The 12,738-nt window shown below is 72.3% G+C and carries 13 protein-coding genes; 2 read left to right on the top strand and 11 right to left on the bottom strand.

All coding sequences use genetic code 11. The annotated features are described in order from the left end of the window. From ABD329_RS39515 to ABD329_RS39505, 3 genes are all read right to left on the bottom strand, one after another. The coding region (locus ABD329_RS39515; protein ID WP_344317651.1) for a chromosome segregation SMC family protein at positions 1 to 2,385 on the bottom strand (2,385 nt) is incomplete at its 3' end. A gap of 238 nt (positions 2,386 to 2,623) precedes the next feature. Beyond that, positions 2,624 to 2,830 (bottom strand): hypothetical protein, encoded by a 207-nt coding sequence (locus ABD329_RS39510; protein ID WP_020868169.1) that lies wholly within the window; start codon positions 2,828 to 2,830, stop codon positions 2,624 to 2,626. A 373-nt stretch (positions 2,831 to 3,203) separates the two neighbouring features. Next, positions 3,204 to 3,485 (bottom strand): acylphosphatase, encoded by a 282-nt coding sequence (locus ABD329_RS39505; RefSeq protein WP_037948581.1) that lies wholly within the window; start codon positions 3,483 to 3,485, stop codon positions 3,204 to 3,206. A gap of 191 nt (positions 3,486 to 3,676) precedes the next feature. Between ABD329_RS39505 and ABD329_RS39500 the strand changes: the two genes are divergently transcribed. Beyond that, on the top strand, positions 3,677 to 4,621 hold the full coding sequence (locus ABD329_RS39500; RefSeq protein WP_198277450.1) for a CAP domain-containing protein: 945 nt from the start codon (positions 3,677 to 3,679) through the stop codon (positions 4,619 to 4,621). 165 nt (positions 4,622 to 4,786) lie between these two features. Beyond that, complete coding sequence (locus ABD329_RS39495; RefSeq protein ID WP_198277451.1) at positions 4,787 to 5,278, top strand: winged helix-turn-helix transcriptional regulator; 492 nt, start codon at positions 4,787 to 4,789, stop codon at positions 5,276 to 5,278. Here the strand turns inward: ABD329_RS39495 and mutM are convergent. The 8 genes from mutM to recG form a co-directional block, all read right to left on the bottom strand. After that, entirely contained in the window at positions 5,191 to 6,126 is a 936-nt protein-coding gene (gene mutM, locus ABD329_RS39490; protein WP_198277452.1) for a bifunctional DNA-formamidopyrimidine glycosylase/DNA-(apurinic or apyrimidinic site) lyase, read from the bottom strand. The two genes, ABD329_RS39495 and mutM, sit on opposite strands and share 88 nt — an antisense overlap. A gap of 126 nt (positions 6,127 to 6,252) precedes the next feature. Then, positions 6,253 to 7,089 carry a ribonuclease III gene (rnc, locus tag ABD329_RS39485; protein ID WP_044569578.1) on the bottom strand — a complete coding sequence of 279 codons (837 nt, stop codon included), beginning with the start codon at positions 7,087 to 7,089 and terminating at the stop codon, positions 6,253 to 6,255. 19 nt (positions 7,090 to 7,108) lie between these two features. Further along, positions 7,109 to 7,282: a 50S ribosomal protein L32 gene (gene rpmF, locus ABD329_RS39480; RefSeq protein WP_037948573.1), complete on the bottom strand. Its 174-nt coding sequence runs from the start codon at positions 7,280 to 7,282 to the stop codon at positions 7,109 to 7,111. Positions 7,283 to 7,284: 2 nt separating this feature from the next. After that, complete coding sequence (locus tag ABD329_RS39475; RefSeq protein WP_198277453.1) at positions 7,285 to 7,875, bottom strand: YceD family protein; 591 nt, start codon at positions 7,873 to 7,875, stop codon at positions 7,285 to 7,287. A gap of 201 nt (positions 7,876 to 8,076) precedes the next feature. Then, positions 8,077 to 9,201, bottom strand: a complete 1,125-nt coding sequence (locus ABD329_RS39470) for an ATP synthase subunit B family protein (protein WP_198277454.1) — start codon at positions 9,199 to 9,201, stop codon at positions 8,077 to 8,079. A gap of 106 nt (positions 9,202 to 9,307) precedes the next feature. Next, positions 9,308 to 9,817, bottom strand: a complete 510-nt coding sequence (coaD, locus tag ABD329_RS39465) for a pantetheine-phosphate adenylyltransferase (protein ID WP_198277455.1) — start codon at positions 9,815 to 9,817, stop codon at positions 9,308 to 9,310. Next, positions 9,814 to 10,401 carry a 16S rRNA (guanine(966)-N(2))-methyltransferase RsmD gene (gene rsmD, locus ABD329_RS39460; RefSeq protein WP_198277456.1) on the bottom strand — a complete coding sequence of 196 codons (588 nt, stop codon included), beginning with the start codon at positions 10,399 to 10,401 and terminating at the stop codon, positions 9,814 to 9,816. The genes coaD and rsmD overlap by 4 nt, the downstream gene beginning before the upstream one ends. A gap of 129 nt (positions 10,402 to 10,530) precedes the next feature. Next, positions 10,531 to 12,678, bottom strand: a complete 2,148-nt coding sequence (gene recG, locus ABD329_RS39455) for an ATP-dependent DNA helicase RecG (RefSeq protein ID WP_246618496.1) — start codon at positions 12,676 to 12,678, stop codon at positions 10,531 to 10,533. Between the last annotated feature and the right edge of the window lie 60 nt (positions 12,679 to 12,738).

Raw genomic sequence — 12,738 nt, 5'->3', positions numbered from 1 at the left:
GGCGCCCGCCACCCGCGCACCCGGCACGGCGGCGGAACCGTCAGCCGCACCGCGCGACGCCCCCCCGGCATCGCTTCCGACGACGGCCTGCGGCCCGCCCGGACCGCCGGAGCCCGACGCGGCGCCCCGGGAGTCCGCCCCGCCCGACGGCTCACCAGTCCCGCCCGGCCGGGAGCCGTCGTCGGGGCCGGTGGCCGCGGCCGCCGGGCCCTTTGGAGACCGCGTGCCCGGCACGGCGGCAGCGCCGTCACCCGCGTCGGTGGTGCCACCCGCCCGACCGTCCGGCGTGGGCACGGCAGCCGGGGAACCCGCCCCGGCCGTGGGCGCTTCGGCATCCCCACCCGGCGCGCCGTCCGCTTCCGAACCATCGCCGCGCTCCGGCTCGAACGGGGGAGCGACGGAACCGGGCGCCGCCGGGGTGGCGGTCGGTCGCGGCGGGGGCGTCTGGCCCGGCTCGCCCGGCGCGGCCCCCTCGGTGCGCGTTCCCGGTACGAGGGCGGCACCGCCATGCGCGGGCCCGGCAGACGTGGTGTGAAGCGCGGCCGGGCTGTCCGGCTTCGGAGCGACGGCGGGGGACTCCGCGAGGGCGGTGGCGCCGTCCAACTCCTCCACGGCGGACGGGGGCTCCGCGAGGTTGACGGCCGGGGGCTCCTCCCGCTCGGCGCCCGGCGTCGTCAGCAGCAGGGCGGCGCGGCCGGCGTCGTCGGCGCGGAGGAGGCGGATCGCCTCGGCGGCCGCGTGGGGGCCGCTGACGGCGATCGCGTCGGCGGCGGCGCCCAGGGCCGTGGCAACCGGGACCTCGAAGCCCGGGGTCACGGTGAGGAGTTCGGCGGCGGGGCCGAGGAGTCCGCCGAGGCGGTCGGCGGCGGCCATAAGGGCGCCCGTGCCGTCCTTACGGCGCAGACCGAGGGCGAGGGCGTCATGCCGGGCGGAGGTCGCGGCGCGCTCGCGTTCGGCGGCCGTCGCCGCCTCGCGGGCCGCGCTCAGCGCGGCCTCCGCCTCGGCCAGCTCGTGCTTCGCGGCCTCGTGGCGCTCCGCCAATTCCGCGTCATCCGCGTCGAGTCCGTCGACCTCCGCCTTGAGCTGCTCGTACTCCTCCTGCGCGGCGACCGCCCGGGTCTGTGCCTCGTCGCGGGACGCGGCCAGCCGTTCGATCTCGGCGCGGGCCGAACCGGCCCGGCCGCGGGCGGCGTTCACCTGGCCCTGGAGCCGGGCGAGCCCTTCGCGGCGGTCGGCGATGGCGCGGGCCACGTCCTTGAGTCGGCGCTCCTCGTCGGCCAGGCTCCGCTCGAGCTCGGCGCGGTGCGCCACGGTGTCGTCCAGCGCCCGGCTCGCCGCCTCCAGGGCGGCCTCCAGCTCGGCCTCCTGCTCCCGGATGCGGGCCGCCTCGCGCTCCATGTCCTCGGGGTCGCGGCCGCGCCGCTCCTCCCCGGGGGCGGAGGTGGCGCTCTTGACCCGGGCGTCCGCCAGGCTGATCGTGCCGCGCACCCGCTCGGCGAGCTGCGAGAGCTCGTACCAGGTCTGCTGGGCGTCCCGGAGCCGGGGCGCGAGCCGCCGCACCTGCTCCTCCAGCGCCGCCTCGCGCTGCTGCGCGGCCCGCAGCTCGGCCTCCGCGGCCTCCTTACGGCGCTTGAGCTCGGCCTCGTCGGCGACCTCGGCGCGCAGCGCCTCGCGCAGGGTCACCAGGTCGTCGGCGAGCAGCCGCAGCCGGGCGTCGCGCAGATCGGCCTGGATGACGGCGGCCCGCCGGGCCACCGCGGCCTGCCGGCCGAGCGGCTTGAGCTGGCGCCGCAGCTCGTCGGTGAGGTCCTGGACGCGGGCGAGGTTGGCCTGCATCGCGTCCAGCTTCCGCAGCGCCTTCTCCTTGCGCTTGCGGTGCTTGAGGACGCCCGCGGCCTCCTCGATGAAGGCGCGGCGGCCGGTCGGATCGGCGTGCAGCACCCCGTCGAGCTGACCCTGCCCGACGATGACGTGCATCTCCCGGCCGATACCGGAGTCGGAGAGCAGTTCCTGGATGTCCAGCAGCCGGCAGGTGTCCCCGTTGAGCTGGTACTCGCTGCCGCCGTTGCGGAACATGATCCGCGTGATGGTGACTTCGGCGTAGTCGATGGGCAGCGCGCCATCGGCGTTGTCGATGGTGAGCGAGACCTCGGCGCGGCCGAGCGGGGGACGGCCGGTGGTCCCGGCGAAGATGACGTCCTCCATCTTGCCGCCGCGCAGGGACTTGGCACCCTGTTCGCCCATGACCCAGGAAAGGGCGTCCACGACATTGGACTTGCCCGAGCCATTGGGGCCGACGACGCAGGTGATACCCGGCTCGAACCGGAGCGTCGTGGCGGAGGCGAAGGATTTGAACCCTCGCAGGGTCAGGCTCTTGAGATGCACGCCTTTGGACTCTACCCGCCGCGCTTCCTCCGGCACCGTCCCATGACGGTGGCGCGGCGCACCCGCCCCGGCTTTTTCTCCGTTTCAGCAATGATCGGTTTCACCGCTGGGAGAGAGGGGCACATCAGTCGGTAAGGGTGGCTGGGAAGCACACTGGGAAACGACGAAGGGACGCCGAAGCGTCCCTTGAAGATTCTCAAGCGGCTGACGATGCAGCCCGACCGGCCCTGGGGCTGGGTCAGGCGAGCGCAGGCTCCGCCTGGGATACGTCGAAGCTTTCGAGCAGCGAGTCGCCGTGACGAGCGGCGGCGGACAGCGCGTCGTTCTCGGCCTGAATCCGGACGATCTCGGATTCAAGGTCCTGGACGCGCTGCTGAAGCCGTCGCATCTCGGCGAGGACTCGGGGGTCGGAACCGCCGACGTAACCGAGAAGCGCCTTTGCCATGATGGATGGTCCTCCACACTGAGTGACCGACCGAAGCGGTGTGGGTCGTGAGGGAATTTGCACCCGCGCTGCCTGCCGAAATTACTACCGTGCTGCGCGGCAAACAGTTAAGGTGCGCGGGGCTTCCAGCGTCTCACCAATTGGTTTGAGGGTCAACACGATCACACGCCGACGGGCCCGCAGGGGCCGAGAGCACACTGACGGCGGACGGTCCCGCCCCTCTCCAGATGACCCATCGCGGTCGGGGATCTTTCGTGACTCCGCAGCCTTCCACGGCGCGGCCCCGTTGGCAACCATCAGCCGATTTCTGCTCACCGTGCGCAGGGAAGGCGTGGTCAGAGGGGAGCCGCGGAGGGTGCCTCCGGTGAGTTGATCAACGGATCTCGAAGGCGTCGTAGCCGCCGCGGGGTGTGTCCCAGATCTCGGTGATTCCCTCGACTTTCCCGGGCGTGTCGCCGTCCCGGAGCCATTCGAGCAACTGTTCGCATTCCGCACGCGGGCCCTCCGCGACCACCTGCACCCGCCCGTCGGCGAGGTTGGAGGCAAAGCCGACGAGGTCCCCGATGCGCAACGCGTTGGCCCGGGTGTACCAGCGGAAGCCGACGCCCTGGACGCGGCCGCGGACCCACACGGTGAGGCGGACTCTTTCGTTCATATGCGCACGCTAACCCCCCGTCCGAGCAGCCGCTAAACCATCGAATTGCCCAGTGGGCAGGCGCGTTGGGGCCCGAATGGCGTACAGTCCCGGCTCAACAGGACTCACCCACACGAGTGATACATGGCTCGCGCACACGAGTGACACATTTCGAGCGACTTTTGACGCCGAGCACACAAGGAAGGCAGGAGATGGGCCGCCATCGACGATCTGCCCCCGGTACCCCGGCGCAGGTGGCCGCCGCAGGCCGCCACCGGGGACCGCACCGGAGCCCCCTCGCTCCGGTCCGGACCGGACTGTTGGGCGTGTCCGCCGCTGTCGCGGTCGGCGCCGTGGCGATGGCCTCCGGACTCGGTCCGAACGGCTACGAACTCGGCGGGGGCAACGACTCCGCCGGACAGGTCCAGGCGGGCGGTCCCTCGGACTCCGGCCTGGAGACACAGGGCTCGCAGTCCGCGGCCCCCGCCGATCGCGGCACAGTACCGCCCAGCCGTGGTGACGACCGCCCTCACGCACCCTCCACAACTCCCTCCAAGACCCCGCCCAAGCCCTCTGAACCGCCCTCCGCCACCTCGCCGGAGCGGCCGGGGCCCTCCCAGCCCTCCGGGAATGACCGGCCCGGCGGGAACGGCAAGGGCAAGGGAAGCGACAACAGCAACGGCAAGGGTGGCGCGAACGGCGGAGGGCACGGCAAGCCGTCGCAGACGCCCTCGACGGAGCCGACCGCACCCGAACCCCCGGCGGAGTCGACCGGCCCCGAGACCGCCTCGGAAGCCGAAGTCCTCACCCTCGTCAACAAAGAGCGCAAGAAGGTCGGCTGCGCCCCCGTGACGGCCGACTCCAAACTCGCGCAGCTGGCCGAGGACTTCAGCGAGGACATGTCCCTGCGCCAGTTCTTCGACCACATCAACCCCGACGGCGACAGCCCCTGGGAGCGGGCCGAGGGCGCGGGCATCCTGGACCTGGGCGGGGAGAACATCGCCCGCGGCCAGGCGGACGCACAGTCCGTGATGGACTCCTGGATGAACAGCTCCGGCCATCGCGCCAACATCCTCAACTGCTCGTTCAAGCGACTTGGCGTCGGCGCGCACTTCGGCGACGGCGGCCCCTGGTGGACCCAGGACTTCGGCTACTGAGCCGTCGAGCGGGAGATCCCGAGCGGGCCTCCGCAGCATCCGGCCATATATGAGAGCCCGGGGCGCACGAAAGCGCCCCGGGCTCTCACATGCCGTACGAGCAGCACACTCACCAGCCGAAAGCGCGACCCTGGAGTCAGCGCTGAGTGCGCGTATGGTGTGGGTATGGACAGTGAACGCACTGGCGGGGCGTCCACCACGCAGGACGCGGAGAACGTGGACACGGAGAACCTGGCCTTCGACGTGTTCGCCCGCGCCTGCCCCTCACGCGGCACGCTGGAGCACGTCACCGGCAAATGGGGCGGCCTCATCCTGAGCGCGCTCCACGACAGCACCTTCCGCTTCAACGAGCTGCGGCGGCGGGTCGACGGCGTCAGCGAGAAGATGCTGTCCCAGACGCTGCACGCGCTGGAGCGCGACGGTCTGGTGCACCGTGAGGCCCAGCCGACCAACCCGCCCCGGGTGGACTACCGGCTGACCCCGCTGGGCAGCGCGGTCGCCGAGCGGCTGCTGGGCCTCATCCATCTGGTCGAGGACCGGATGCCCGAGGTGCTGACGGCCCGGGAGCGCTACGACACCACGCGCGCCGGGAGCGGCGAGGCATCGGCCGCGCGCGACGCCGGACGGGCCGTGGTGGCCGGGCGCGGCGGGCGCTGACAGCGCGGGCAGAAGTAGCTGGAACGGTTCATCCAGGGGCGGCGGCGCATCGCGGTGCCGCAGCGGCGGCAGGGCTCGTCCTCCCGGCCGTAGGCGTCCAGGGAGCGCTCGAAGTACCCCGACTCGCCGTTCACGTTCACATAGAGGCTGTCGAAGCTGGTGCCGCCGACGGCCAGCGCGGCGGTCATCACCTCGCGCACATGATTTAGGAGTTCGGCGGCGCGCGGCCGGGTGAGGGTGGCCGTCGGCCGGTCGTAGTGCAGCCGGGCGCGCCACAGCGCCTCGTCGGCGTAGATGTTGCCGACCCCGCTGATCAGCGACTGGTCCAGCAGCGCGCGCTTGATCGTGGTGCGGCGGCGGCGCAGCGCGAGGTGGAAGGCGGCCTCGTCGAAGGCGGGGTCCAGCGGGTCGCGGGCGATGTGCGCGATGACGTCCGGCAGCCCCTCCAGGTCGCCGGGGACGGTGTCGTGCAGCGAGAGCCCGCCGAAGGTGCGCTGGTCGACGAAGCGCAGCTCGGTGCCCGCGTCGTCGGCGAAGCGGACCCGGACGCGCAGATGCTTCTCGTCGGGCGCCTCGGCCGGCTGGACCAGCAGCTGCCCGCTCATCCCGAGATGGGCCAGGACGGACTCGGCGGGCGCGCCGTCCTCGAACGGCAGCCACAGGTACTTGCCGCGGCGCCGCACGATCCCGGCGCGGCGGCCCCGGAGGCGGGCCGCGAAGTCCTCCGCGCCGCCGAGGTGGCGCCGGACCGCGCGCGGGTGCAGCACCTGGACCTCGGCGACCGTACGGCCGCTGACCCAGCGCTCCAGTCCGCGGCGGACCACCTCGACCTCGGGCAGCTCGGGCAACGGGGGCCTCCTTGAGCCTTCGAGCCCTCACCGCCCCCGGGCGGAACGGCCCGGGCGGGCCGTCCGCCGCGGGGGCGGTGAGGGGCGTTATGGACGTGATGGACGGTGCGGGTCGGGGAAGGCCGATCAGCGTGCCGGGGATGCGGTGTCGGCGGCGGCTCCGCCGTCCACCGCCGTGCCCGCGGTTCCGGCGTCGGCCGCCTTGGCCTTCGCCTGGGCCTCGTCGGCGGCCGCGCGGATGGCGCGCCAGGCGGCCTCGGCCGCCTGCTGCTCGGCTTCCTTCTTGCTGCGGCCGGTGCCGGTGCCGTACGCGACACCACCGACGCGGGCGGCAGCCGTGAAGGTCTTCTCGTGGTCGGGACCGGTCTCGGAGACCAGGTACTCGGGGACCCCGAGGCCCTCGGTGGCGGTCAGCTCCTGGAGGCTGGTCTTCCAGTCCAGGCCGGCGCCGAGGTTCGAGGACTTCTCGATCAGCGGGTCGAAGAGCCGGTGGACCAGCTCCGCGGCGGCGTCGAGCCCCCGGTCGAGATAGACCGCGCCGATCACCGCTTCAAGGGTGTCGGCGAGGATGGATGCCTTGTCCCTGCCGCCGGTGCCCTCTTCGCCCCGGCCGAGCCGGATGAAGGCGCCGAGGTCGAGGCCGCGGCCCACCTCCGCGAGCGCGCGCGAGTTGACCACCGCGGCCCGCAGCTTGGCCAGCTGGCCCTCGGGCAGGTCGGGGTGGATGCGGTACAGCGTGTCGGTGACCACCAGGCCGAGCACCGAATCCCCGAGGAATTCCAGCCGCTCGTTGGTGGGCAGCCCGCCGTTCTCGTACGCGAAGGAGCGGTGGGTCAGCGCACGCACCAGAAGGGCGGACTCGAGCTGGTACCCGAGCCGCCCTTCCAGGATCGTGTGAGACGAGGCCGTGTCCGCCTGGGCCGCTTCACCGCGCTTGCGCGGGGGCGTGGTGGCGTCTGACATAGAGCCTGTCACCCGCCGATCAGACCTCGAGGACCTGGCGGCGGTTGTAGGTGCCGCAGCTCGGGCACGCGATGTGCTGCTGCTTCGGCTCGTGGCAGCGCTCGCACGCCACCAGGTTGGGGACCGCAGCCTTCCACTGCGACCGGCGGTGGCGCGTGTTGCTGCGCGACATCTTCCGCTTCGGAACAGCCACGGCTACTTCTCCTGTGAGTCATCCCCGCGCTCGCGGGGTGCGTTGTCCTTCTCGCCGTCCCTCATGGTCTCGGCGAGTCCCTGCAATGCCGCCCAACGGATGTCGGCGGACTCGTGGTGGTGGTCGGGGTCGTCCGCGAGCCGGGCGCCGCAATCGGCACACAGACCCGGGCAGTCCTCCCGGCACACCGGCTGCAACGGCAGTGCGAGCACCACCGCGTCGCGCAGCACGGGCTCGAGGTCGAACAGGTCGGCCTCGAGGAAGAGCATGTCCTCCTCCTCGGCGTCGTCGCCGGTATCCGCTTCGCGGCTCCGGTCGTCGGCGTCGGGGTAGGAGTACATCTCCTGGAAGTCCACTTCGAGCTCTCGCTCCAGCGGCTCCAGACACCTTACGCACTCCCCCGTGAGCGGCGCACGGGCGGTGCCTGTGACAAGCACCCCTTCCATGACCGACTCCAGGCGGAGGTCCAGCTCGATCGTCGCGCCCTCCCGCACCCCGATGACCTCGATACCGAGATCCTTGGGCGCCACCACGGAGCGGGAGACCCTTTTGAGCGCACCAGGACGACGGCCCAGCTCGCGCGTGTCGAACACGAGAGGGGCACGGTGGTCGAGGCGGGCGTTCAGGGCTTCCTGCTTTCTACGCTGCGGCGGGCCACCCGAACATCCGCTAAGAATCGGGCAGCCGAGATCGCGGACGTACGCGCGACCGAAGAGCCAGGATACTGGACAGGCCGCCGTAGACCCAATCCGCCCGGTGGGGAAGGGATTCTCCCGGCCCGGGGGGGGAGCGGGCTAGCGGCCCTGCTCGTACTGACGTAGCTGATCGAGGTCGATCATGCTCGTGTCGAACAGGCTGGTCTCGTCGAGCGCGGCGCCCGGCTGCTGCTGCTGGGGCTGGGGCTGCTGGGGCAGCTGCTGGGGCTGCTGGGGCACGTAGGCCGCGTTCGGATCGTAGCCCTGGGCCTGCGCCTGCTGCTGGGCCTGCTGCTGCCACGCGGCGTAGGCGTCCTGCTGATAGCCGCCCTGCGCGGCGTACGGATCCTGTTCGCCCTGCGCGGCGTACGGATCCTGCTGTACGTACGCCTGCTGATAGCCGTAGGCGTCCTGCTGCTGGTAACCCGCGGTGGCGGCGTAGTACGCGGCGTCGGCGGCCGCCTGGTCGGGCGGGGCGACGGGCTGGGCGAGGTCCGCCTGGGACCGGGCCAGGTCCGCCAGATAGTCGTCGTCGGTGGTCCGCAGGGCCATCCCGGCCTCGTCCTGGGCCGCCATATGGGCGCCGAGCTCATCGGCGGGCCGGGCCCCGAGCAGCTTCTGGCGGCCCCGGCCGACCGCCTCCAGGGTCTTGGCGAGGACCGCCGAGACGGCCCCCAGCTTGGTGTCGACGTACTCGTCCGCGCGGTGCCGCAGGGTGGCCGGGTCGGCGCTGCGCTCCGGGCCCTCGTCGGGCTGCCCGAGGCCGTCCTCGGCGCCGGGGGCGCGGCCGAGCAGCTTCTCCCGGCCGCGGTCGACCGAGCCGATGGTCTTGGTGAGCACGACCTCGAAGTTGGCCAGCTTGCTGTCCACGTAGTCGTCGGCCTCGACGCGGATCTCCTCGGCCTCCCGCCGGGCCTCGGCCAGGATCCGGTCGGCCTCCTCCTGGGACTTCCGCACCAGCTCGGTGTCCGAGATCAGCGAGGCGCGCTGGGTGTGCGCGGACTCGATGATCCGCCCCGCCTCCCGGTGGGCCTCCTCGACCATCTGGTCCCGGCCGCCGATCAGCTCCTGGGCGTGGGCCAGGGAATCCGGGAGTGCCGCGCGCACCTCTTCGAGCATGGCGAGCAGCTCGGCGCGGTTGATCACGCACGAGGCCGACATGGGCATGGACCGGGCGTTGCCGACGGTATCGACGATCTCGTCGAGCTTCTTCTGCACGTCCACTGTGGGTGCTCGCAGACTGTCTGGATGCGGATGGATACGGAGCCGAACGGGACGACTGTACGGCCAGCGGCCGCCTCCCGGACAGCCGCTGACGTACCGTCAGCCGCTACTTCCGGCCGAGCCGCTCGGCGAGTGCCTCCAGGACCAGCGGGGGCACCAGGTGGGAGACGTCACCGCCCCAGGCCGCGACCTCCTTGACCAGGCTGGAGGAGAGGAAGCTGTAGGTGGGGTTGGTGGGCACGAACAGCGTCTCCACACCGGAGAGGCCGTTGTTCATCTGGGCCATCTGCAACTCGTAGTCGAAGTCGCTGACGGCCCGCAGCCCCTTGACGATCGCGGGGATGTCCCGCTGCTTGCAGAAGTCCACCAGGAGGCCGTGGAACGCCTCCACCTTGACGTTTCCATACTCCTCCGTGGTCTGGCGGAGGAGGTCGATCCGCTCGTCCACCGTGAACAGGCCCTGCTTCGACTTGTTGATCATCACGGCGACATGCACGACGTCATAGAGCTTGGAGGCACGGGCGATGATGTCGAGGTGTCCATTGGTGACGGGGTCGAACGACCCCGGACAGACTGCGCGGCGCAACGGAAGTTCCTCGCTCTCGGGTCCGGTCATGACGCGTTCTCGCACGTCGAGGCGGCGCGACCGTACCAAAGCGTGCCCTCGCCGTAGCGACGGGCCCTGAGGCCCTCGAATCCGGCAGGCCACACGAACTCCCCACCTCGTGTGCTCCGCTCAACGGTGGCCAGCGCACCGGGCGCGAGCCAGCCCTTCCCCAGGAGTGTGAGGAGTATCTCCCGGAGTTGGTCGTCGCTGACCGCGTAGGGCGGATCCAGGAAAACGACGTCGTACGGGCCGGTGTCGGGGGCCTGTCCGGCGATGGTCTGTTCGGCCTTGCCGGTGCGCAGCTCCGCGCCGGGCAGACCGAGGGTGCGGACGTTCTGGCGGATCGTGCGGGCCGCCCGCGGGTCGGACTCGACCAGCAGCGTGTGGGCGGCGCCGCGGGACAGCGCCTCCAGGCCGACCGCGCCCGAGCCGCCGTACAGATCCAGGACGCGGGCCCCGTCCAGCGAGCCGAGCAGCGACTCCCAGGTGGAGAACAGGCCCTCCCGCGCCCGGTCCGAGGTGGGTCGGGTGCCGTTTCCCGGCGGCACGGCCAGGCGGCGGCCGCCGGCCGCTCCGGCGATCACGCGGGTCATGGGTGGGAGCCGTCCTTCGCGGTGGTCGGGGCAGCGGCGCCCGGTGCCCGTCCGGGCGGGGCCGCCGCATCTCCACGATATGGCGTACGGGGGACCGGCGGTGGCCGGGCGCGCTCCTCATCAAGCGGCTCAGCCCTTGTCGAGGAACTCCGCGCGCTCCTTGTCCAGCAGGGCGTCCAGCGCGGTGCGCAGCTGCGGGTACCCGCCCAGCTCCGGGTCGGCGGCCACGATCGCGGCCGCCTCCTCCCGGGCCGCCGCGATGACCTCCTCGTCGTCGATGACGGCGAGCACCCGCAGCGAGGAACGGACCCCGGACTGGGCCTGGCCGAGCACATCCCCCTCCCGGCGCTGCTCCAGGTCGATCCGGGACAGCTCGAAGCCGTCGAGCGTGGCCGCGACCGCGCCCAGCCGGGCCCGGGCGGGGCTGCCCTCGGGCATGTCGGTCACCAGCAGACACAGCCCGGCGGCCGAGCCCCGGCCGACGCGGCCGCGCAGCTGGTGCAGCTGGGAGACGCCGAACCGGTCGGCGTCCATGATCACCATGGCGGTGGCGTTGGGCACGTTCACACCGACCTCGATGACGGTCGTGGCGACCAGGACGTCGACCTCGCCCGCGGCGAAGCGGCGCATCACCTCGTCCTTGGCCTCGGGCTGCATCCGCCCGTGCAGCACCTCCACCCGCAGATCGCTCAGCGGGCCCTTGACGAGCTGCTCGGCGACGTCGACGACGGCCAGCGGCGGGCGCTTCTCGGCCTCGTCCTCGGGGCTCTTCGCCTTCGCCGCCTTGGACTCGTCCTCCTCGTCCCCGATCCGCGGGCACACCACATAGCCCTGGTGGCCGGCGGCCACCTCCTCGCGCACCCGCTCCCAGGCGCGGGCCAGGAAGTGCGGCTTGTCCTTGGCGGGCACCACATGGGAGGCGATCGGGGAACGGCCCGAGGGCAGCTGGTCGAGGACGGAGGTCTCCAGGTCGCCGAAGACGGTCATGGCCACGGTGCGCGGAATCGGCGTGGCCGTCATCACCAGCAGATGCGGGGGCTGCTTGCCCTTGGAGCGCAGGGCGTCGCGCTGCTCGACCCCGAAGCGGTGCTGCTCGTCCACGACCACCAGGCCCAGATCGTGGAACTGGACCTTGTCCTCGATCAGGGCATGGGTGCCGATCACGATTCCGGCCTCGCCGGTGACCAGGTCCAGCAGCGCCTGGCGGCGGGCCGCGGCGCCCATGGAGCCGGTGAGCAGCACCACCTTGGTGCCCTGCTCGGCCCCGCCGAGCATGCCTCCCTCGGCAAGCTCGCCCATCATCTCGGTGATCGAGCGGTGGTGCTGCTGGGCGAGCACCTCGGTGGGCGCGAGCATCGCCGCCTGTCCCCCGGCGTCCACGACGCCGAGCATCGCGCGCAGCGCGACCATGGTCTTGCCCGAGCCGACCTCGCCCTGGAGCAGCCGGTGCATGGGGTGGTCGGTGGCGAGGTCGGCGAAGATCTCCTCGCTGACCCGGCGCTGGCCCTCGGTGAGGGTGAACGGCAGCCGGGCGTCGAAGGCGGTCAGCAGCCCGTCCGGGGCGGGCTTGCGGGGCGCCGCGGGCAGCTGGGCGTCGGCCTGCCGCCGCCGGGCGAGCGCCACCTGGAGGACGAACGCCTCGTCCCACTTCAGCCGGTCCCGGGCCGTCGCGATGTCGGCCTTGGTGCCCGGCCGGTGGATCTTGCGCAGCGCCTCGGGGAGCGTGGCCAGCCCCCGGCCCTCGCGCAGGCTCTCGGGCAGCGGGTCGATCAGCCCGGCCAGCGCGGACTCCTCATGCCCGGCCGGGCCCAGCACGGTGTCGACGGCCTGCTGGATCTGCCAGGACTCCATCTGCTTGCACGCCGGGTACAGCGGCAGCAGCTGATGGGCGAACGCCTTCACGGCCTCCGCGCCGCTCCCCGCGCCCAGCGTCTTGAACTCGGGGTGGGCCAGCTGCCGCTTGCGATTGAAGACCGAGACCTTCCCGGCGAACATCGCGCGGGTGCCGGGCTGGAGCTCCGTACGCGGCTTGTGGACGCCCTTGCCGAAGAAGACCAGCTGGAGACGGCCGCTGCCGTCGGTGATGGTGACCTCCAGCCGCCGGCCCCGGCCGCCGTTGAACGTGTGCACCCGGGCGTCGGCGACCTGCGCCACCACGGTCACATGCTCGTCCAGGGGCAGGTCGGACAGCCGGGTCAGCTCACCGCGCTCCGCGTACCGCCGCGGGTAGTGGTGCAGCAGGTCGCCGACGGTGTGCAGGTCGAGATGGTCGGCCATCACCTTCGCGGTGTTGCCGCCCAGGACCTTCTTCAGGGGTTCTTCCAGCACGGGCACCCG

The organism is Streptomyces javensis, from assembly GCF_039525925.1.
In the GTDB taxonomy this organism is placed as follows: Bacteria; Actinomycetota; Actinomycetes; order Streptomycetales; family Streptomycetaceae; genus Streptomyces; species Streptomyces asiaticus.
Note: the sequence above shows the minus strand (reverse complement) of the source record. Positions and strands in the feature narration are given on the sequence as shown.

What these genes read in the sequence shown, in the direction of transcription:
- ABD329_RS39510 (WP_020868169.1), bottom strand. Translation starts at nt 2,830, where the DNA reads ATGGCAAAGGCGCTTCTCGGTTACGTCGGCGGTTCCGACCCCCGAGTC.
- ABD329_RS39505 (WP_037948581.1), bottom strand. Translation starts at nt 3,485, where the DNA reads ATGAACGAAAGAGTCCGCCTCACCGTGTGGGTCCGCGGCCGCGTCCAG.
- ABD329_RS39500 (WP_198277450.1), top strand. Translation starts at nt 3,677, where the DNA reads ATGGGCCGCCATCGACGATCTGCCCCCGGTACCCCGGCGCAGGTGGCC.
- ABD329_RS39495 (WP_198277451.1), top strand. Translation starts at nt 4,787, where the DNA reads ATGGACAGTGAACGCACTGGCGGGGCGTCCACCACGCAGGACGCGGAG.
- rnc (WP_044569578.1), bottom strand. Translation starts at nt 7,089, where the DNA reads ATGTCAGACGCCACCACGCCCCCGCGCAAGCGCGGTGAAGCGGCCCAG.
- coaD (WP_198277455.1), bottom strand. Translation starts at nt 9,817, where the DNA reads ATGACCGGACCCGAGAGCGAGGAACTTCCGTTGCGCCGCGCAGTCTGT.
- rsmD (WP_198277456.1), bottom strand. Translation starts at nt 10,401, where the DNA reads ATGACCCGCGTGATCGCCGGAGCGGCCGGCGGCCGCCGCCTGGCCGTG.
- recG (WP_246618496.1), bottom strand. Translation starts at nt 12,678, where the DNA reads ATGGCCGACCATCTCGACCTGCACACCGTCGGCGACCTGCTGCACCAC.